The 20,212-nt window shown below is 47.1% G+C and carries 17 protein-coding genes; 9 read left to right on the top strand and 8 right to left on the bottom strand.

What is annotated here, in order from left to right; all coding sequences use genetic code 11:
* Positions 1-173 precede the first annotated feature (173 nt).
* Complete coding sequence (locus ACMVP2_RS27475) at positions 174-1,043, top strand: DUF72 domain-containing protein (protein WP_416865986.1); 870 nt, start codon at positions 174-176, stop codon at positions 1,041-1,043.
* A gap of 403 nt (positions 1,044-1,446) precedes the next feature.
* On the opposite strand, the gene ACMVP2_RS27470 is transcribed toward ACMVP2_RS27475, so the two are convergent.
* The 3 genes from ACMVP2_RS27470 to ACMVP2_RS27460 all read right to left on the bottom strand — a co-directional run bounded on the left by ACMVP2_RS27470 (position 1,447) and on the right by ACMVP2_RS27460 (position 3,091).
* The gene (locus tag ACMVP2_RS27470; protein WP_416865985.1) at positions 1,447-1,854 is read right to left on the bottom strand and encodes a GNAT family N-acetyltransferase; all 408 of its coding nucleotides are present in this window, start codon (positions 1,852-1,854) and stop codon (positions 1,447-1,449) included.
* A gap of 1 nt (position 1,855) precedes the next feature.
* Complete coding sequence (locus tag ACMVP2_RS27465; RefSeq protein WP_339792468.1) at positions 1,856-2,161, bottom strand: hypothetical protein; 306 nt, start codon at positions 2,159-2,161, stop codon at positions 1,856-1,858.
* A gap of 108 nt (positions 2,162-2,269) precedes the next feature.
* Positions 2,270-3,091: a DUF2911 domain-containing protein gene (locus tag ACMVP2_RS27460; RefSeq protein ID WP_416865984.1), complete on the bottom strand. Its 822-nt coding sequence runs from the start codon at positions 3,089-3,091 to the stop codon at positions 2,270-2,272.
* 89 nt (positions 3,092-3,180) lie between these two features.
* Between ACMVP2_RS27460 and ACMVP2_RS27455 the strand changes: the two genes are divergently transcribed.
* The 3 genes from ACMVP2_RS27455 to ACMVP2_RS27445 all read left to right on the top strand — a co-directional run bounded on the left by ACMVP2_RS27455 (position 3,181) and on the right by ACMVP2_RS27445 (position 6,472).
* Positions 3,181-3,783: a DNA-3-methyladenine glycosylase gene (locus ACMVP2_RS27455; protein WP_416865983.1), complete on the top strand. Its 603-nt coding sequence runs from the start codon at positions 3,181-3,183 to the stop codon at positions 3,781-3,783.
* A 3-nt stretch (positions 3,784-3,786) separates the two neighbouring features.
* Positions 3,787-4,713: a 2-hydroxyacid dehydrogenase gene (locus ACMVP2_RS27450; protein ID WP_416865982.1), complete on the top strand. Its 927-nt coding sequence runs from the start codon at positions 3,787-3,789 to the stop codon at positions 4,711-4,713.
* 133 nt (positions 4,714-4,846) lie between these two features.
* The gene (locus tag ACMVP2_RS27445) at positions 4,847-6,472 is read left to right on the top strand and encodes an OmpA family protein (protein ID WP_416865981.1); all 1,626 of its coding nucleotides are present in this window, start codon (positions 4,847-4,849) and stop codon (positions 6,470-6,472) included.
* Here ACMVP2_RS27445 and ACMVP2_RS27440 read toward each other — a convergent pair.
* From ACMVP2_RS27440 to ACMVP2_RS27430, 3 genes are all read right to left on the bottom strand, one after another.
* On the bottom strand, positions 6,469-7,311 hold the full coding sequence (locus ACMVP2_RS27440) for an SDR family NAD(P)-dependent oxidoreductase (protein WP_339792477.1): 843 nt from the start codon (positions 7,309-7,311) through the stop codon (positions 6,469-6,471). The genes ACMVP2_RS27445 and ACMVP2_RS27440 overlap by 4 nt on opposite strands.
* A gap of 118 nt (positions 7,312-7,429) precedes the next feature.
* A complete protein-coding gene (locus ACMVP2_RS27435) occupies positions 7,430-9,115 on the bottom strand; it encodes an N-acyl-D-amino-acid deacylase family protein (protein ID WP_416865980.1) in 1,686 nt (561 codons plus the stop codon).
* A gap of 61 nt (positions 9,116-9,176) precedes the next feature.
* Positions 9,177-10,004: a VOC family protein gene (locus ACMVP2_RS27430; RefSeq protein WP_416865979.1), complete on the bottom strand. Its 828-nt coding sequence runs from the start codon at positions 10,002-10,004 to the stop codon at positions 9,177-9,179.
* A 177-nt stretch (positions 10,005-10,181) separates the two neighbouring features.
* Between ACMVP2_RS27430 and ACMVP2_RS27425 the strand changes: the two genes are divergently transcribed.
* The 5 genes from ACMVP2_RS27425 (at position 10,182) to ACMVP2_RS27405 (ending at position 17,212) form a co-directional block, all read left to right on the top strand.
* The gene (locus ACMVP2_RS27425; RefSeq protein WP_339792481.1) at positions 10,182-10,763 is read left to right on the top strand and encodes a hypothetical protein; all 582 of its coding nucleotides are present in this window, start codon (positions 10,182-10,184) and stop codon (positions 10,761-10,763) included.
* A gap of 247 nt (positions 10,764-11,010) precedes the next feature.
* A complete protein-coding gene (locus ACMVP2_RS27420) occupies positions 11,011-12,147 on the top strand; it encodes a transporter (protein WP_416865978.1) in 1,137 nt (378 codons plus the stop codon).
* A gap of 194 nt (positions 12,148-12,341) precedes the next feature.
* Complete coding sequence (locus ACMVP2_RS27415) at positions 12,342-13,268, top strand: transporter (RefSeq protein ID WP_416865977.1); 927 nt, start codon at positions 12,342-12,344, stop codon at positions 13,266-13,268.
* Between the two features lie 17 nt (positions 13,269-13,285).
* On the top strand, positions 13,286-14,827 hold the full coding sequence (locus ACMVP2_RS27410; protein ID WP_416865976.1) for a phosphatase PAP2 family protein: 1,542 nt from the start codon (positions 13,286-13,288) through the stop codon (positions 14,825-14,827).
* A gap of 189 nt (positions 14,828-15,016) precedes the next feature.
* Positions 15,017-17,212, top strand: coding sequence for a TonB-dependent receptor family protein (locus ACMVP2_RS27405; protein WP_416865975.1), 2,196 nt, complete (start codon positions 15,017-15,019; stop codon positions 17,210-17,212).
* Positions 17,213-17,295: 83 nt separating this feature from the next.
* Here the strand turns inward: ACMVP2_RS27405 and ACMVP2_RS27400 are convergent, their stop codons facing one another.
* Together ACMVP2_RS27400 and ggt are read right to left on the bottom strand one after the other, a co-directional pair.
* Positions 17,296-18,423: a P1 family peptidase gene (locus ACMVP2_RS27400; protein ID WP_339792509.1), complete on the bottom strand. Its 1,128-nt coding sequence runs from the start codon at positions 18,421-18,423 to the stop codon at positions 17,296-17,298.
* A 27-nt stretch (positions 18,424-18,450) separates the two neighbouring features.
* A complete protein-coding gene (ggt, locus tag ACMVP2_RS27395) occupies positions 18,451-20,157 on the bottom strand; it encodes a gamma-glutamyltransferase (RefSeq protein WP_339792488.1) in 1,707 nt (568 codons plus the stop codon).
* Between the last annotated feature and the right edge of the window lie 55 nt (positions 20,158-20,212).

Below are 20,212 nucleotides of genomic sequence, written 5' to 3'. Positions count from 1 at the left end.
ATATTGCACTATCAATCGTCCTGTACAAGTATCGGCAATTCTCCTTGCTACAACTATCGATTTGAAGCGGACTGTTGTGATGTTGTAGTAAGCTGTATAATCAATTGACTGAAATACTTCCTTTGAAAATGAAGAGTTGCGTATATTGGATGCCCAATTAAACGCTCAAATAAATGAAATTCGGTTCCGTTCCTGACCCCGGTATTATTGACTTTACAATTCCCTCTGATCATCCTGATACTGCTAAAGTGCTCTCCAAAGGAAACGCAAGTTTTGAGGCCTTTGTAGGTTGTGCGAAGTGGAACAAGACTGATTTGAAAAACTTCTATCCAAAGGGTACAAAAGACGAGCTGAGCTATTACAGCACACAGTTTAACAGTATAGAGCTTAATGCCACTTTTTATAACTCTCCAAAAAAGGACCAGGTGCTGAAATGGAAGGAGAAAACGCCAGAGGGCTTTAAGTTCTTCCCTAAGCTTACGAACTCTATCAGCCATTTTAAGCGGCTCATCGACACCAAGCAGGTAGTGGATGAGTATTGCGACGCCATTAGTGGGCTCGAGGAAAAGCTTGGGATGGTGTTTTTGCAAATGCACGACAACTTCAAACCAAAGGACTTTGACAGAGTCATCAAATTCATCGATGAATTCCCCAAGGTGATTCCGCTGGCTATTGAGGTGCGCAACGAAGACTGGTTTACCGACCCCGCCTCGGCTGAAAAGTTCTATCAACTCCTGGAAGACAAGGGAGTGGCCAATGTGCTGGTGGACACCGCAGGAAGGAGAGATATGATGCATATGCGACTAACTACCCCTCATGCATTTGTTCGTTATGTGGGAGCCAATCACCCGACAGACTACCCACGCCTCGACGACTGGTTGGTGCGGATAAAGGCATGGAAGGAGCAGGGGTTGGAGAAGCTATACTTCTTTATTCACCAAAACATTGAATTGGAGTCGCCACTGCTGTCGGCTTATTTTATCAAAAAGATGAATGAGCAGCTGGGGACAAACCTGATGGTGCCTAAAACATTGAACGGCTAGCTCGTATGTTCGCCATTGCAAATTACAAGAAGTAAAAATAGCTTATTTTTCCAGGCCTGCCTGGCGTAAAAAGGAGCTGAAAGCACCTTTAGGCAAATCATTTTTGCTGTAATCAGGCATGCTCTATATGGAGCGTGTATTCAAGAAAATTATCCGACGGGATTGGTGTGCCATCAGCCTCCAGCGACTCAATGAATAGTTCTATTGCTTCTCGGGCATTTTTTTTGCTTCATCGAGGGTTTCACCATAAGTAATACAGCCTTCAAGGCTTGGGACAAGTACCGTAAACCCACCCTCCGGTTCCTCTCTCAATAAAATTCGATAATTAAGCACCTTCATTGTATTTCGCTTTACCTTCTCAATATAGCATCAATAAATTAAAAAAGAGATTGAGTCAGGCGTCTTACACAAGCACTTTCTCCATCACCACAAACTCGATGCCTCCCTTCATATAAGTAGCATCTGTTTTCAGAAGTCCGAACCTTTCGTAGTACCCGGCTTTCTCCGTTCTGGCATTGCACCACACGGATGATACATGCAGGCCTTCAGTTTCCTTCAAAAGGTAGTTAAGCAGAAAAGTGCCGTAGCCCTTACCCTGGTGTTCAACTTCGGTAGCGAACTTCCTGAACTGCGCTTTGCCATCTTTGAGAAAGAGTGAAACAATGGATACCAGCTCATCGTCAATAAAAAGCCCATAATGGATGCCTTCGTGGTCTTCATCCACCTTCACAAAGTCAAACGGCTGGTCGGGCCACATTACTCTGTGCCGGACTGGCCAGGTATCTTCGGCTTTGATCTTTCTTATTTCCAACTCAGCAATTGTCTTTGTGGGTATTCAGACACACATTGGCGTAGCCATCATAGATATGGTAAGACGGCCCGGGCTTTCCATAAAGAGTGACGATCTTGTCCAACCGAACCTTATGGCCTTTGGACGTGAGCAGGAATTCACCTTCAGGTGTTTCGACGATATCCAAAATTTTGCCTTCAGCACTTTCCATTTCCGGTTCAGTAGTGAAGTAGTAAATCACGCCATCTTTTTCCTGCTTTTTTACTTCTTCCATCACCTCTCTGAAATCCCAGGGAACAGGCAAATAGCTGTCTTTAATCAGTGCCATAGTGTTTCATTTGATAATAAGAAAGCAGTCTTTGAAGACTAAAAGTTCGTTTGCCAATGATTTTAAGGTCGCAAAGACATCATTTGACACCCTTGCGACCTTTTTCAATTATTTCTTAGCCTGCCATTCGGCAATCGACTTATCGTTTAGTCTTGGGTAGTCAGCATTGCCAGCGGCTTTCGATTTCTCAGTACTGACTTGCGCCGATGCAATAGCCTCTTTGTATTTGCCCAGGCCAGCAAGGATAAGTGCTTTGGTTCTGTGCTGCCAGAAGAAACCGTCATTTACGGCAATGGCCTTATTCACCCACTCCAAAGCCTTGTTCAGGTCTCTGCCAGTGTTGAGGTAGTAACTAGCCGCCTGGTAATAAGAGTTGGCCAAACTGGCCTCGGGGTTTTTAGCGAAGCTTTCTATTTGTGCCATCACCTGCTCATCGGTCTTAAACGCCATCGGGATAGAGATCAGTGTCTTTTCCCAAAGTATTTGGAGGTCGGCTGAAGTCTCGGTGATCTTCTCAAACTGGATGCCCAGCGTTTCGACGTGAATAGGATAGGCAACGGGCATTATTTTAAGAGTCGCTACTTTCTGGTCGTTTTGTGAGAAGGTAACTGTCCATTCTGTTTTGCCGGGCACCGATGAAATGACATAGCTGCCCGCTGCTAACTCCTGTTCCCTGATCATTACTGGCTTGTCGAAAGTAAGAGTCGTAGGCGAGTTGGCACCCGTTCTCCACTCAACGCCATAAGGCAGTAAGTCACCAAAGATCGTTCTGCCTCTGGCGCTAGGTCTCGAATACTCCAGCGACAGGTTTGTTAGGCCTATTTGTTGGGTGATGCTGCAAGACGGACTCGCCGCCGGCGTACTGATTTGCGCATGGGATGACAGCCCGGCAAAAATCAAAGCTACTGCAAGTGCAAAAATATTTCTCATATTTTGATGAAGGTTTGTTTGAACGTTGTTTTGTATTGTTCAGCCGAAGTTATGGATTAATATTCAGCACGTAAACACCCAGGATCGAAATGGCAGCGAAACCGCTATCAAAAGACTTTTATGTGGTAAATGATGTAGTGCATGTAGCAAAAAACTTACTAGGGAAAGTACTGTGCACTTTTTTTGACGGAGAATTGACGGCCGGAGTGATCGTTGAAACAGAAGCGTATAGTGGTGAGGGCGATATGGCGTGCCATGCATGCCGGTTTGGAAAGACGAGCCGCACCGAAGTGATGTTCCAGGAAGGTGGCGTGGCCTACGTTTACCTGTGCTATGGCATCCACCACATGGTTAATGTGGTAACTAATGTGGAGGGTAAGGCCGACGCAGTGCTGATCAGGGCACTGGAGCCGCTCGAAGGTGGGCATACAATGATGGAGCGACGAAGAAAGAGCTCCCTCAAAAGGATATCGGCAGGACCCGGAACGGTAGGCGAGGCCCTTGGCATTAAAGTAGCCAACACAGGGGAGTCGCTTTCAGGGCCTGCCATCTGGCTGGAAGAAAGAGGAATCGCCGTGGCTGAGAAAGAAATAGCGGCCAAGACGAGAATAGGAGTGGATTACGCCGGGGAAGATGCACTGAAACCGTGGCGGTTTTATATAAAGGATAACCCATTTGTAAGCAGGAAATAGGCTATGTCGATAGTAATTATTGCACCAAACAAGGATTTAAGTCGGTGGATTACAGCATTCAACAAGGCAGACGAAAGCCTTGATGTTCGCATTTGGCCGGAGACTGGTGATCAATCAGAAATAACCTGTGCAGTAGTGTGGGGCCATCCTGCCGGGTCACTGACAGCTTTTCCTAACCTCAAACTTATTTGCTCCATGGGGGCAGGGGTTGACCATGTGCTCAAAGACCCGGAGCTGCCTGACGGCGTGCCCATAGTTCGCATCGTTGATGAGGGTCTCAGCTTCTCGATGAGCAACTACGTCGTTTCGGCTGTGATGTATCATCATCGGCGGTTTGACAAATACCTCGCCGATAAAAAAGCACACATTTGGGATCAGCCGTCGCCGCCCGAAGTCGATTGCCGGATAGGTATCATGGGTTTCGGTGTGCTCGGTCAGGAGGCTGGCAGGAAGCTGAAAGCCCTTGGCTTCGAAGTATTTGGGTATTCGAATAGCCGTAAAAGTGTGGATGGAATAAAGTGTTTTGCCGGAGAAGATGGGCTAAGCACTTTTCTCAAACAAATAAACGTCCTGGTGTGCTTGCTGCCGGCTACTCCTGAAACCAAAGGGATCTTAAACAGGAGGTTGTTTGCCGACATGAACAGAGGTACCTACCTGATCAATGCCGCCAGAGGGCATCACCAGGTCGCAAACGATATCATAGAAGCTATCGACAACGGAATGTTGTCGGGTGCCTTTCTGGACGTATTTGAAAACGAACCTCTCCCAAAGGACCATCCGGTTTGGGAGCATCCTAAAGTGTTTATCACTCCGCATATAGCCAGCATCACCAACCCTGATGCTGCAGCTTACCAGATTGTGGCTAATTATAAAGCCATGTTGGCAGGGCAGCCATTGAAGAATAAAATTGATAGAGATCGAGGATACTAGTTTTGATGCCAGGGACTAAAACGTGCTTCAAAGGTGTCTCCACCCGACCGCTCACCCAATTTTCGCCATACCGATTGCCTTATCCGGGCATGATTGTTCGTTATTCTATTAACTTTGCCGAAAATCCTGTTTAATGAAGTATTTAGCGCTTTTAATGGCTCCCGCCTTTCTGTTTTGTTCCGTGTTACTGAACGCTCAAAACCTGACCATTTATGATGGTCAGGAGACTGTGGGAAGTAGTATCAACTCTCCTTCCTTTGAAGAAAATCCAGTGCTGCATCCTTCCGGCACTATGATGTTCTTTACCAGGGTGCAGCATGCTGCCAATGTGGGAGGCAAGGGAGACAAGGGTGATATCTGGATGAGTGAGCAGTCGGCCTCTGGAGAATGGCTCCCAGCCCAAAATTTAGGTACACCATTGAACAGCGACGGACTCAATGCTATCATTGGTTTTGCCGATGGTGGCAACCTGATGTATATTTCCACTGACTACAAAGACAAGGACGGGATACTCAGGAAGGCTGTGGCTACCAGTCGTAGAAATGGCAGCAGTTGGACGGCGCCAGAAAGGTTGAACGTTAAATACTTCAGCAACAAGAGCACTCATCAAAGTGGTTGGGTAACAGCAGACGGAACAGTGTTGCTGCTTTCGATAGAAGCGCCTGGAGGTTATGGCACGGAAGACCTTTATGTTTGCTTCAGAGAATCAGATGGCAGCTACTCTTCGCCCAGAAATCTTGGCTTTATGATCAATACGGCGTTTCAGGAAAATACACCGTTCCTGGCCGAAGACTATAAAACACTGATTTTTGCTTCCAATGGGATTACGGGGCTGGGAGGAAGAGACCTGTTCTATTCAGAAAGGCTTGACGACTCCTGGCGAAACTGGTCGGAGCCGGTCAGCCTTGGCAATAAAGTCAATACTGTCGGCACCGAGCTGTCGTTTTCGTTTCAGTCTGGTGCCGATTTCGCTTACCTCACCAGCACGCAGAACTCCGAGGGTTATAGCGATATCAAACGAGTAAAAATCAAGTCGGACATTGTAGCTCAAAGGCTGGACACTATTCCGCAAACGCCACTTATTGGGGCCGTTGTTAAACCGTCCATCGACCCGGAAGTAGTACCGACAGTAGAAGCCCCAACAGTAGCCAGCACTCAGGTTACGGGAATTGTGAGGGATGCGAAAACACTTGGGGCGCTGGCTGCAAACATATCAGTGTCCGGCCAAACGTCGGATTACAACACCAATTACCAGTCGGCTAGCGACGGAACCTTTAGTTTTGCTCTGGAGAATGGCCATTCTTACGCCCTCACGGTTTCCGCTAAGGGGTATCTGGAGGAGCAGCTGGTAGTTGAGACATTTGATGGAGAGGAAATCAACGAGACAGTATTATTGCAGCCACTGTCTGTGGGCAACACGGTAACACTCTCACATGTGCTTTTTGAGCAAAGCACAGCCAATATGATCAAGGGCTCAGAAGCAGACCTTGAAAGGGTAAGGAAAATGATGGAAGACAACCCGGAAGTAGAAATACTCATTTCAGGTCACACTGACAACCAGGGGCCTATCAAACCCAATATTGAATTGTCGGAAAGCAGAGTGCAGACCGTGATTGATTACCTGGTCAGCAAAGGAATCGACAAGAGCCGGTTGACTGGCAAAGGCTTTGGGCCAACCAAACCTATCGCTTCAAATGCGTCGGAGGAGACTCGAAAGCTCAACAGAAGAGTTGAGTTCACTGTCGTGAAGGGTAACTAGTTTTCCAGGGCTTCCTTTATCATTTGTTCACTTAGTGCCCAAAGATCCTCGGCATTTTTGTCGCTTGTGGCCTGGGTGGAAGGAGTGGTTAAGCGCCTCGATTTAAAATAACCACCGCTGTTTTTTTCAATTCCTTCTTTCGTGGCCAAATAAACCGACGTGGAAGCTCCCTTGGCAGGCGTGATCATAAAGAGCTGCGCAAATTTGATAACGCCACTCACAAAACCTTTCATGTTATGACCGAAATTGGTTTTTACAACGCCTGGATGAACGGAGAAGGCTGTAAGCCCACGGTCGCTGTATCGTTCATGAAGTGATTTGGTGAACAACAGATTGCATAGCTTGGCGTCACCATATCCTTTGAAGCCAGATGTCAGGCCTTTGTTCTTCTTTATTTGTTCGATATTCAGGTATCCGATTTTGTGTGCTTCCGAGCTCACATTGATGACTCTTGCTTTGGAAGCCAGCAGTTCATTTAGTAAAAGGTTTGTCAGGTAGAAATGCCCAAGATGATTGATGGTGAAGTTCATTTCAATGCCATCTTTACTTCGGTCGTCTGTGTCAATAACCCCACCAGCGTTGTTGATAAGGGCATCAATCCTACGGGAAATCTCTTTGATTTTGCCAGCAGCTTCCTGAATCGAACGGAGATCGGCCAAATCAGCTACAATATGATGCACATTCTCGTGGCCGGCGGCAGCTTTGATAAGGCTGTCGGCTTTTCTGGCTTTATCTTTATTCCGGGCAAGGTGAATAACCCTGTATCCCTTTTGAGCCAATTGTTTGGCAGTCTCAAAGCCAATTCCGGCAGTGGCACCCGTAATAACTACAGTTTTCATGGTCAGGTTAGTATAGTTTCATTAAGATAGGAGAATAACTGTAGCAAGTAAAATTGCCGGTTGATTATATCTTCTTCCTGCCGATTACTTCACAACCTAATATCATTGACACCCCTGATCAGTCTTTGTATCCAACCCATCCCGGGCCTCTTACTGCTCTTCCGGGAAAGCTTCCTGTATGCTCACTGTTACTAAGTACCTGCACGCCATTTACCCAAACGTCGGTCACGCCTGTGGAAAGCTGATGAGGGTTTTCAAATGTAGCGTGATCCTGAATCGTCGCCGGGTCAAAGATTACCACATCGGCATAATAGCCAGGCACAAGCCGACCCCTCTTTCTTATACCCATGTTTTCTGCTGGCATCGAAGATAGCTTTCTGATTGCCTCTTCCAGAGAAATCACTTTCTCGTCTCTCACATACTTGCCCAGCAGCCGGGCAAAATTGCCATAAGTGCGTGGGTGGGTGCTCGACTCCAATACTTTGCCCTCTGGCATCACCGAGCCAGCGTCAGAGCAGAAACTCATGTAGGGCAGTTGTATCTGGCGCTTGACGTTTTCTTCCGACATCATGAAGTAGGCCGTACCCACCCGGGTCTCATCGGCTATCACCAAATCAATAGCGGTTTCCTCAGCAGACTTACCATGAATTGCAGCGGCTTCCGCCAGGGTTTTTCCGGTGTAGATTGGTTTCAGCGAATCGTTCTTGAAGCCAAGCAGCACAACCCGTTCTGGCGAACCGGCAGATAGCAGCAGGTTTTCCCATTCATTGGTGGCCGTTCGCATTTCCTCAATCACCTTCTTTCTTATCTCTGGATCTTTGAGCCTTTCTCTCCATTTTTCCGGTCCACCTTCCTGTACCCAGGGAGGCATAGCAGCATCCAGACCTGTAGCGCCAGCAGTGTAGGTATACATGTCGGTGGTGAGTTTAATTCCCTCTGCTCTCGCTCCTTCGATCATAGTAAGCAACGTGTCGATTTTCCACCAGTTGTCAGTGCCCGCCGCCTTGAGGTGGTAGATTTCGGCAGGCAGACCAGCTTCCCTGGCGATCCTGATCGTTTCGTCAACCGCTTCCAATAGCTGATTGCCTTCGCTTCGCATGTGGGTGATGTACCGGCCACCATAGGGAGCAGCCACCTTGCACAGTTCTACTAATTCCTCCGTGCTGGCGTAAAAGGCAGGAGCATAAATCAGAGATGAACCGATACCCAAAGCGCCTTCTTCCATCCCCTGTTTGACCAGCAACCGCATGCTGTCCAGTTCTTCTTCAGTTGGCGGGCGATTATCATAGTCAACAGTGTGAATACGTAGGGTAGTAGCGCCGATGAAAGAAGCTACGTTGGGTGTGACACCTTTGTTTTCCAGGTACTCCAGGTACTCTCCGAGAGTAGTCCATTCTGGGGTGACCTCAGTTTCTTCTTCCGCATTCTTGACCCAGTCGGCCTTCATATTGTCGCTCAGTGGGCCCATAGATACACCCTCACCAAATACTTCAAGGGTAACTCCCTGCCTGATATCGCTCATTGACCTTGGGTCGGTGATGATGGTTTCAGTTGCCCAGCTTAGCATGTTGATGAAGCCAGGGCTCACTGCCTTGCCTTTGGCATCAATTTCCGTTGCTCCAGACTTTTCCTTCAGATCGCCTATGGCCGCAATCGTATCGGCTTTAATACCCAGGTCGGCACTAATAGGAGCGCTGCCCGACCCATCGTAGATAAGTCCGTTGCGGATAATTACGTCGTAATCAGGCGAAGAACATGAAATGATTGCCCCGAGTAGGGGTAGGAGGTAAGTTAATCTCTTCATTTAAGGTTGGTTTGTCTTAGTCAGCCAACCCTTCAAGGTTTACTAAAAAAAGGCTGCTGCACTAAAGCATTACTAATCCATGTAAGTTAGAAAAATCGAAATCTACTTGCGAACCACTTGTACCAAATTCCCACTCGATCCCGAACACCCCCAGGCCTTTGCTTCTCAATTTTCTGATGAGCGCATCATTCTCCGATGATTTTTTTAAAATCAGTATAGTTGAACCAATAATATATCTGGCCTCTTTGTCTTCTTCAGCCGCATTTTGCTGGGGTTCCTGGCCTAGTAAGGTAGTCAGGTTACGCATCATTTCCTTAAAATCAAGCGCCAGGAGAGTAATTGATTTGATGCCGACAATGCCGTTTTTATGCGTTGTGGTTTCCTCGGAAGGAGCTGAGGGAGTGGAATAGGGCCCCCGAATAAATGGAAGCTCGGTGAGGAGAGTCGATGCCATTTGCCAGGTGATCTTTGTTCCATCTGGCTTCTTTCTGGCTGCTGCCATTGGCTTAGTGACGAAAAGTCCGCCATCATTTATCCTAATCAAATCTGCTTTTATATCAGCTGACAAAAGGCAGAAATCGGTCACTCCTTCAGGCAGCGAAAGAGCCCGATCGTAAAACCTGTGAAAAAGTCCCCATTTCTTCGAGTACTTGAGAGACCTGAAAGCCTGGGATTTAGAATAAAGCTTCAAAAGAAATGGTTTGATACCTTTTCTGATCGTCAGCAGCTCCAGAAAGCTTCCGTCTTTAAACATCACTAATGCATTTTCAGAGAACCCGCCCCTATGTACGCCTCCTTTTGTTACTACAAAGCCGCTCGCAGTGAATGTTTGCGTGGCTTTTTCTAAGTCATCGACTTTAATCACAAGGTGATCGAATGGTAAGCTCATAGATGTAGGAAAGTTTTGAGTTTTCGAGAAAAAACTATGCACGTATTCCATAGAGTCTGAACTAACAGGCTTATGGCGTAATGCTTAAAGTACTTATGAACTTACGGTTGGTTGCAGATATCCATGCGAAATATAGTAAATTATTCCTTTAGGGTGGGTTTGGGATAATTCAGCTAAATGAATACATTTCGGAAAAGTATACCTACTTCATTGCGTCGGATCACCGCCATATCGCTTCTTTTTCTGTTCCTTTTGAACATCATCGGTTTTTACGGTGTGTTCATGGGTTTGAAATATAACTTTGAACAACAAGTAGTTAGCGACCTGGATTCAGACAATTTCAATGAAGAAGAGTTAGTTGAGTTCAAGGTAGCGGTGTCTCTTGCCTACATGCCTGACCAGGCCAACTATGAAAGAGTTGATGGGCTTATCGAGGTAGAAGGAAAGTTCTATCGATTGGTCAAACAAAAATATGCAGCGGATACACTGTACATCGTTTGCCTTCCTGACCACAATCAACAAAAGCTACATGAAGCCATTGAGGACTATGTGAGTACCTTCACAGCGCCGGATGCTTCCACGGCTAAACAGGTTGATTTTTCAAAGTCGCTTTCTAAAGATTACATGATTTCGAATGTGACAATGGAAAGGGCTTCCTACGGTAGTTTTTATTCCGTAGAGAATGCCGACTACGTTGTCTCCAATTACATTTTTTACCTTTCGATCCAAAGCCCTCCACCCAGAGGTATTTTAGTTTAAGACAGAATCAGACCGATTCTGGGTAGTCATCTCGTTATTTCTTCATCGCCGACACATCAGTCTTTTGCTGCGAAACTTTAGCTGGTTTCCTACAAACGAGGTTGTTTATAGTTGTTTGGAGCTTCAGTAAGTCGCTGGCAGGTTTTCTGGCAAAGCTTTGTGCTGTCGAAGACGGTGAGAAATGATAAGTAGGGCTTTTCAGAATTGGTCTACCCAATACTTTTTCTTTTACTAAAATCATCTCAGAATGAAATCTACATTTACTATATATATAGTTTTGATATGCCTGTTGGCGGCTGCTAACGAGGCTTTTTCACAAGGTTGTATTGCCGTTAGGTCAGGGGCCGGTGTCAACGTTGGAGGCGGTGCTGTGCTTGGCAAAGGACAGTGGAACGCAGCAACCAATTTCAGGTATTTCCATTCGTACAAACATTTTCGTGGAAAGCATGAAGAAACTGAGCGAGTTGAAAACGGCACTGAGGTAATAAACGATTCTTATTTCTTCGACTTTCTGATAGCCTACGGCATTTCAGACCGGCTTTCAGTTAATTTTGTTCTTCCTTTCGTTAATCACGCCAGGTCGTCGATGTACGAGCATGGAGGCAACCCACCCAATGGCCTCGGCGACAGGCATTGGACCCATTCAAGCGGGCTGGCAGACATAAGATTTGGTGCGAGCTACTGGCTGCTCGACCCCGCCACGCATGCAGGATCCAATATTTCCCTTGGCTTGGGCATGAAGCTTCCTTCTGGGAATTACCGGGCAAAGGGCAAATTCTACAACCAGGGGCCTAACCGCGACCAGGTGATCAACTCTGGCCTCGATCAGTCGATCCAACCAGGCGATGGTGGTGTTGGCATTACATTTGAATCACAGGCTTACCACAACATTTCAGAGAAGCTGGTGGTGAGCGCATTGTTGTACTACATGGTGAATCCCAGAGAGAAATATTCGACTACCAATTTCCGGGGATCTGCTTCAGAATTATCTGTGTCCGATCAGTACGCAGCCCGTCTGGGTGCATTGTACGTCACTCCTGTGCAGGGGCTTGGCTTGTATGGCGGAGCAAGGTTGGAGGGTGTGCCATCAAGCGACCTCATCGGAGGGGATGAGGGATTCAGGAGACCAGGCTATATAATGTCGCTTGAGCCAGGTGTCAACTACGGTGTTGGCAACATGGCTTTTAGTCTAACGGTGCCAGTAGCGGTAGATAGGGCAAGAGTGCAAAATTTTTCTGATAAGCAACGAACCAAAGAAACAGGGGAGTTGGTCAACGGCGATGCCGCATTTGCTGACTATCTGATCAACTTCGGTTTCACTTATCGTTTTGGAATGGCCCGGCATACTCTTGATGTAAACGACTTTACCGGATCTCAAAACTAGTTTTTTCAAGCCACTTACCTTAAAGAAATACCCGCCCTATGGCGTTAAGCATGACCAGTAGATACGCTGATGTGAAGACTTACTTTACTGGTGGCAGGTAAATTTTGCGACTTTACCGGCGAGTTGTCGATCAACTTATAAAAGGACAAGTGTGCCTGAAATTTCATTACCCTTAAATTCTAATCTAGCAGTTAATGAAAAGCAATAAATATATACTTTTTGGTATCTCTGCCTTTGTTATCGGCCTGACGCAGGTGGCAGCACAAACGCCTACAGATGCCTTCATGATGAAACAACGAGAGTCATGTGTAGCGTTGATTTACGATATGAGCTCTTTTGACCACTATTGGGAAGGCGACCTCTTGAGGGTGAATCAAACGATCGAGACAGTAACGAGAAACACGGTTTTGCCTATGATCGCCATTGGTTTGCATGACAAAGTGAACCTCATTGTAGCGACTCCCTATGTAAAAACGAAATCCAGTGAGCCAAACGGCGGCAAGTTTGCCGGTGCCAAAGGGTTTCAGGATATCGGAATTTCCCTGAAGGGAGAATTGATGAACAAACAATTGGGGCCAGGGAAGCTGGCACTGCTGACTACGGTTAGTTTCTCCACCCCGATGAGTAACTATCTGTCAGACTACATGCCGTATTCCCTAGGGTTTGGAGCGCCTGAGTTTGGTGCAAGGGGTATTGTGCATTATCAGCTCGACAAAGGTATTTATGCCAGGGTAACAGGGGCGCATTTATGGAGAGGGCAAACGGAAGCTGAAAGAGATTATTACTACAACAATGGCAGTTACTACACTGCTTTGATGGACGTGCCCGACGCATGGAATTATCAGGCTGTTGTGGGGAGCTGGCTGTGGAATTACACCCTTAAAGTGGAGTGCAACTACCAGGGATTAATGTCAACCTCCGGTGATGACATCAGAAAATACAATGCTGCACAACCAACAAATAAGGTGGAGTTCGGTCAGGTTGGTTTGATCGCTCAATACTATCCAAAAGCTGCGAAGGGGCTGGGTGCCCTGGTATACTACAGTCAAAGAGTAAGCGGCAAAAACACAGCCAAGTCAAATAATTTAGGTGTTGGGTTAACCTACCAATTCAAAATCTAAACTTTAAAACGACATCAATGAATAAGAACATAACAATAATTTTTGTCAGCATTTGTCTTGTGCTAGCGATTACTTCGTGCGACGATGAACTGCCAACCATGGCAAGTTTTGCTGACTACACTTACTCCAGCCTCGACCAGGAGGCCGGCTCGTGGACACCCATTTTACTAACCTCAGCAGATCAGGTCGCTATTGACGCACCGTTCGATATTACATCAGATGCGTATATCGCCGAGCTCACTGACCTGAAGTCGGCTTCCGCTAACCTGACGGATGATCAACGTAAAAAAGTGAAGTACTGGACCAACAACCCGTTGATTCGCTGGAATGAGATTGCCCTCGAACTGGTGGCAAAGTACAACCTTATTCCGGGGCCAAATGAAGATGATACTTACACCTTACCTAATCCGGCTAGCCCAGAGGGGCCTCCGGCTTTCCCATTTGCACACCCGCCCTACGCCTGCAGGGCCTTTGCCTACCTGAGTGTGGCGCAGTTTGATGGGCTAATTTCAGCATGGCATTATAAGTATATGTTTAATAGGCCGGCTCCGTATAATGTTGACGATGCTATTGCACCCGCCTATGAAAAGAGCAGTCTTCCTTCGTATCCATCCGACGGTGCCGTGATAGCCGCTAGCTCCAGGGAAGTATTGTCCGTTATGTTTCCTTTGGAAAAGGAATACCTGGCAGCCAAAGCTGAAGAACATCTACAGAGCTTGATGTGGGCAGGTATCAATGTGCGAAGTGATATTGAAGCTGGTGAGTTTATTGGCCAGGAAGTGGCTAAAGTGGCGCTTGCAAGGGCAGCCGGTGATGGTATGAAAAAGGCCCAGGCCCCCAAAGCAGTGTCTGATTCTATTAAAGCGGCGGCTTTTGCCAGGTTTGGCTGGCAATGGGATAACCTTGAATTACCCACCAGACCTGTTGGCCTTACACCATTGTTCGGCAAGGTGAGAATGTGGAATGTGCCAACTGTAGAAGAAGTGAGGCCAATTGCTCCTCCGGCTCCAGGATCAGCAGAGTTTGAGGAAAATGTGAAGGAGCTCAATCACTATGCGGACAACATGACCGACGAGTGGCGGGCGATTGCCAATTTCTGGCAGGATGGCTTGGGTACCTATACTCCACCAGGCCATTGGAACCGTTTTGCCAAAGACTTTATCATCAAGTACAAGCAAAACCCGATTCGCTCCGCCAGAACTTTTGCCTATATGAACATGGCCATCATGGACGCCGGCATCAGTTGCTGGGATACTAAGTATTACTACCATTACCCAAGACCAATTCAAACTATTCCCGGCTTTAAGACCATTGCGGGAACACCAAATTTTCCTAGTTATACCTCAGGGCACAGTGTGTTTTCGGCAGCAGGCGCAGCCGTGCTGGGTTATATATTTCCTCAGGAAGCCGAGCTCTGTAACTCCTGGGCTGAAGAAGCGGCCATTTCAAGGGTGTACGGTGGCATTCATTACAGGTTTGATGCGGTAGTTGGCACCAATCAGGGCAGAAAAGTGGCGCAGTATAGCATTGAGAGAGCTAAAAATGACGGAGCTAATTGACTTACCGAATTTAATTAAGTAAAGATGGGTGCTGGATACGGCAAACAGGAGGTTTCCCCGCTGTCTGTTATTAAAGCAGATGGCGGACTTTTTTGTAACCCTTGATAGTATTTCGCAACCATCGTTTTCACATCTTTTAAACCAGGGGTTGTGACTGCGAGTAGTTGCATCGCTGAAATTCAATTTTACATGAAAAACATTAAACTTCGGTTTCTATTCGCTTTGGGCTGCATTTGGAGTTCAGTAGAAGCGCAGGAAATAGACGAACCAGACAGTATTTCAACAAAAATTCTCGATGCCGTAACCGTTAAGGGCTTTCACGATAAGAAGCAAGCGTTACCTGACATACTTGGCGCTAACATATTTGCTGGTAAAAAGACGGAAACAGTGGATTTGGATAACGGTGGAGCCAATCTCGTTCAAAATGTTGGCAGAATGGTCTTCGCAAAAATGCCTGGCGTCAATCTTTGGGATATGGATGGTGCCGGCACCCAAATGAATATAGGCACGAGAGGAACAGATGCCCATCGTTCCATCGAAATGAATATGCGGCAGAATGGATACAACACCAACTCAGATATATTTGGCTATCCTGAAAACCACTATCAAGTGCCTATGCAAGGGGTAAAGCAGGTACAACTTGTGCGTGGCTCAGCGGCCCTTCAGTTCGGCAGTCAGTACGGTGGGATGATGAACTATGTGATGAAAGAAGGTGACTCCACCAAAGTGTTTTCGCTGGAAAGTGAGCAGACACTCGGTTCTAATAGCCTTTTTAATTCATACAATGCGGTAGGGGGTACAAAAGGGAAAGTAAGTTACTACGCCTATTACGACAATCGACATGGCGACGGCTGGCGCCCTAATTCTGCTTTTAACTACGATGCCTGGTATGCCAATGTCAAGTACAGGTTTTCCAATAAGGGTAGCGTAGCTTTGCAATTTTCCAGAATGGACTACCGTCAGCAGATTGCTGGTGGACTAACGGACGCACAATACAAGGACAATGCCAGGCAATCCGACAGGTCAAGAAATTATTTTAGTCCTATCATTAACGTTCCGGCTGTCACTTTCAACTACAAGCTTTCTCCCTCTACATCACTTGAATTAACTGCCAGCGGTGTTTGGGGTGAACGAAGCAGCATACAGTTTATCAACCCTGCAACAGTTAAGGACACCTTCAACACCGACATAGGTTCTTTCAATCCACGTCAGATCGACAGGGACTTTTATGGTAGTGTTACCACCGAGGCAAGGCTTCTACACGAATACAGCCTCGGGCAAGTGAAGAGTGTGCTTTCAGCAGGGGTGAGGTATTTCAATGGGACGACCAGGAGGAGACAGAAGGGAACAGGAACAACAGGAAGTGATTTCGATTTCACTCTCGTTGCACCCTATGGCACCGATTTAACATTCTCAACCATCAATTATGCTGCTTTTGCAGAAAATGTCTACTACCTGAATAAAAAGCTCTCTGTAACGCCTGGGTTCAGGTACGAAGTGATCAAGTCAGATTTAACAGGAGTCATTAACAATGCCACTTTTCCCGTGTGCTATACCGGCAAGCGTAACTTTCCTCTTTTCGGTACCGGTTTGCAATATCAGTTAACCAATGAGACCCAGCTTTACGGAAACGTCTCCCAGGCGTACCGACCGTACCTATACGCCTACATTACACCAGCCGATCAACTGGGTATAGTTGACCCCAATTTGAAAGACAGTCGTGGGTATGATATTGACGTCGGCTACAGGGGAAGCATAGGCAACCTGTTGAATTTTGACATCAATGGGTACTACCTTTTTTATGGAGACAGAATTGGTAAAGTAACAATGCAGAGGAGTGGCAATACTTCCTACCTTTTCACCACCAACGTCGGTAATTCTGAGATCAAAGGCCTGGAAATGTACCTTAATTTTTCGTTGCTGGGAGGTATGAAAAACAATACGAATACTGACTTGCGGCTATTTAACTCGCTGGCCTACACCAATGCCAGATACCTGGATGTGACTATAGCTAGCGGCAATCAGGAAGTCTCCCTCAACGGTAACCATGTCGAAAACGTCCCCGACTGGCTAGAACGAGCTGGACTTGAATTCACACACAAGAGCTTTTCTTCCACTATTCAGGTTAGCTACGTAAGCGAGCAATTCAACGATGCCAACAATACAGAATTTTCCGAGTCGGGCATTGTGGGAGTAATACCCTCTTATACAGTCATCGACTGGGCCTTTAACCTGGGCTTTCTTGATAAGTATCATTTCTCTGGAGGTGTGAATAATGTAGCTGACGCCAGGTATTTCAGCAGGAGAATTCAGATGTATCCCGGCCCAGGCATCTTACCAGCCAATAGCAGAACTTTCTATCTGACATTGGGATGTAAATTTTGAGAAGGAATAACCAGCTATGTTAATTGTCGCAGGAATTTTTGGTTGAAGTTTTCTGGCGGCAGGCATGATCCGGCCGCCGAAAGCTATTTTTTGAGCTTACCTGCTTTCCTCAAAATCCTCAATACTTCCTCTTTTGGAAGTTCTTTCATCGTTCGTCCTTCGAAGCCGGTCATAGTAGTCGCTGCCCACAGTGAATTGATAATGGCTTCTTCTGTCGCTTCAATAACAGCCATAAACAACGGTGTCATGCTATCATTGGCCAGCACATTTTGTTGTAGTATAGGGCTGGGCGGGTCATAAGGCACCCTCAGCGATTCGGCAGTGGAAAAGGCTATCACATAATCACCGCTTCCATTAGAAGCGATGCCTCCCGTTCTTCCCAGCCCCAAAATAGCTCTTTTGGCAAGTCTCTCCAGATTTCTGGCGTCCAATGGTGCATCGGTGGCAACCACTATCATGCACGAACCGTCCACCGAGCCAAGGATTTGCATCCGGTAGGGGTATTGTTCCAGTATTTCATCGATGGCTTCACCATCAATCGTAAGATTGCCACCAAAGTTGGTTTGAACAAGCACGCCCACAGTGTAGCCTCCAAGTGTTTCGGGGAGTTTCCGGCTGGACGTGCCAATGCCACCTTTGTACCCAAAGCAAACTGTACCAGTGCCAGCGCCCACGTTGCCTTCTTCAACTTTTCCGGATGTCGCTGCGTCAATGGCTGCTACGAAATGCTCCGGCTGGAGCGGAAAACTACGAATATCATTCAGGTAGCTGTCGTTGGTTTCTCCGACAACAGGGTTGACCGAACGTACATTTTCGTTGCCGGGCAGTTCCAGCGTGTATTTTACCAGCGCCCTGGAAGCATCTGCCACAGCAAGTGTATTGGTGAGTAGGATGGGCGTTTCAATATTACCAAGCTCTTTCACCTGGGTGTACCCGGCAAGTTTGCCAAAGGCGTTGCCCAGGTAAATGGCTGCAGGCACTTTCGATTGGAAGATATTCCCGTCATAGGGGAGGATAGAAGTGACGCCAGTCCTTACGTCATCTCCCTGAATGAGTGTGAAGTGCCCAACTTTTACGCCTTTTACGTCAGTAATAGCATTGTGTTCTCCTTTCGGCAACACACCAATTTTCACGCCAAGCTCCGCTGGTCTTTGCCTGGCGTTGGCCGACATAGCAGCCATGTAAAAGAATAAAAGCAATAGCCCACGCATCATTCCTTTTAAAACATGTTGAATCACTTAGTAGCCAACGGCCGTATCATCACCTCTTGGATCTGCACCGCCCTCCAGCATGCCGTCAGGCAACACGAGAATGGCGTCAACCCTGCCAATGTTTCCAGCATCTCTGAAGTGATGGCCCATGCTGTCCAGTTGAGAGGTAACCTCAGCTGTAAGTGCGTCGGTTTCGGTTAGGATCAAGTCAGGTAGCCATTGGTGGTGAAACCGCCGGGCAGTTACTGCTTCCTGCATGCCCATGCCGTGGTCAATCACATTGAGGATTGTTTGAAATACGGAAGTAATAATGGTCGACCCGCCTGGCGTACCTACCACCATCATTAATTGTCCGTCTTTTTCCACAATAGAAGGAGTCATTGAACTCAACATTCTTTTACCAGGCTCAATGGCATTGGCCTCACCACCCACCAAACCATAGGCGTTGGCGTAGCCGGGCTTCACGCTAAAGTCGTCCATTTCATTATTGAGCAAAAAGCCAGCGCCTGCAACAAACACTTTGCTCCCGAAGCCTCCATTAAGTGTGGTAGTTACGGACACTGCGTTGCCTTCAGCATCCACCACAGAAAAGTGCGTGGTCTGATCCGATTCCAGCAGCGCCACGGGATTTCCCTCGGTCACCTCAGATGACAGAGAAGCCTTTTCAGGATTGAAAGATGACATTCTTTGTTTGTTGTAAGCAGAATCGACCAGTCCGGCCATGGGCACATCGAAGTAGTCGGGATCTCCCAGGTACTTGGCCCGGTCAGCGTACACACGTCTCTCGGCCTCAGTGATCAAATGTACTGTTTTGGTTGTGTTCCAGCCCCATTCACTGATAGGGTAGGGCTCCACGGATTGTAGCAACTGCAACAATGCGATGCCGCCGCTGGAAGGAGGAGCCATAGAAATAATCTTGTGGCCTCTATAGGAGCCAGTTACCGGGGTTCTCCAAACAGCTTCATAGTTTTTCAGGTCTTCCAGCGTAATAATGCCCTTTCCACGTTGCATTTCGGCCACGATGAGATCGGCGGTTTCGCCTTCGTAGAACCCTGCTTCTTTTTTATCACGAATGAGAGAAAGTGTTTTGGCGAGATCTTTCAAAAATATAGTGTCGCCTGCCATCCACTCGCCGTCCTTTAAAACAAAGTCGGGACTAACGGTATTGTACTTGATGAAATTGTCTTTTCCCCGATTCAGTCCCCCTGCTTCTTTTTCGGTAAGCGCAAATCCGTTGGCAGCCAGATCAATAGAAGGCTGTAGCAACTCTTCCCAGCCAAGGCTGCCATATTTTTCGTGGGCCTTCACCATTCCATCCACCGAACCAGGCACGCCAGATGCCAAATGTCCCAGCCAACTCAGGTTTTCGATAACTTCGCCGTTCTCATCAAGGTACATATTTCTCGATGCAGCCGCTGGCGCTTCTTCTCTGTAGTCCAAGCCATCAACCGAACCGTCGTTTTGGCGGATCACCATAAAACCACCGCCGCCGATATTCCCTGCTCCCGGATAAACAACAGCCAGCGCAAACTGTACTGCAATGGCAGCATCCACAGCATTGCCACCTTTTTTGAGTATGTCAGCCCCTACTTGTGATGCCAATGGGTGTGCTGAAACGACCATCCCATTTTTTGCTGTCAAGCCACGGTCAAAGACCCGTTGAGGCTCATTCGTTTTCGGAGAGCAGCCATACAATAGAATAGCAATGAGGATCAGGTTGGTAAGTCTTTTCATATAGTCAACGGTTTTGTGTTCCAAAGTAAAAAAAGAAATGCAGAATCAAATGCTG

It is taken from the genome of Imperialibacter sp. (assembly GCF_048007035.1).
Lineage (GTDB): Bacteria > Bacteroidota > Bacteroidia > Cytophagales > Cyclobacteriaceae > Imperialibacter.
Note: the sequence above shows the minus strand (reverse complement) of the source record. Positions and strands in the feature narration are given on the sequence as shown.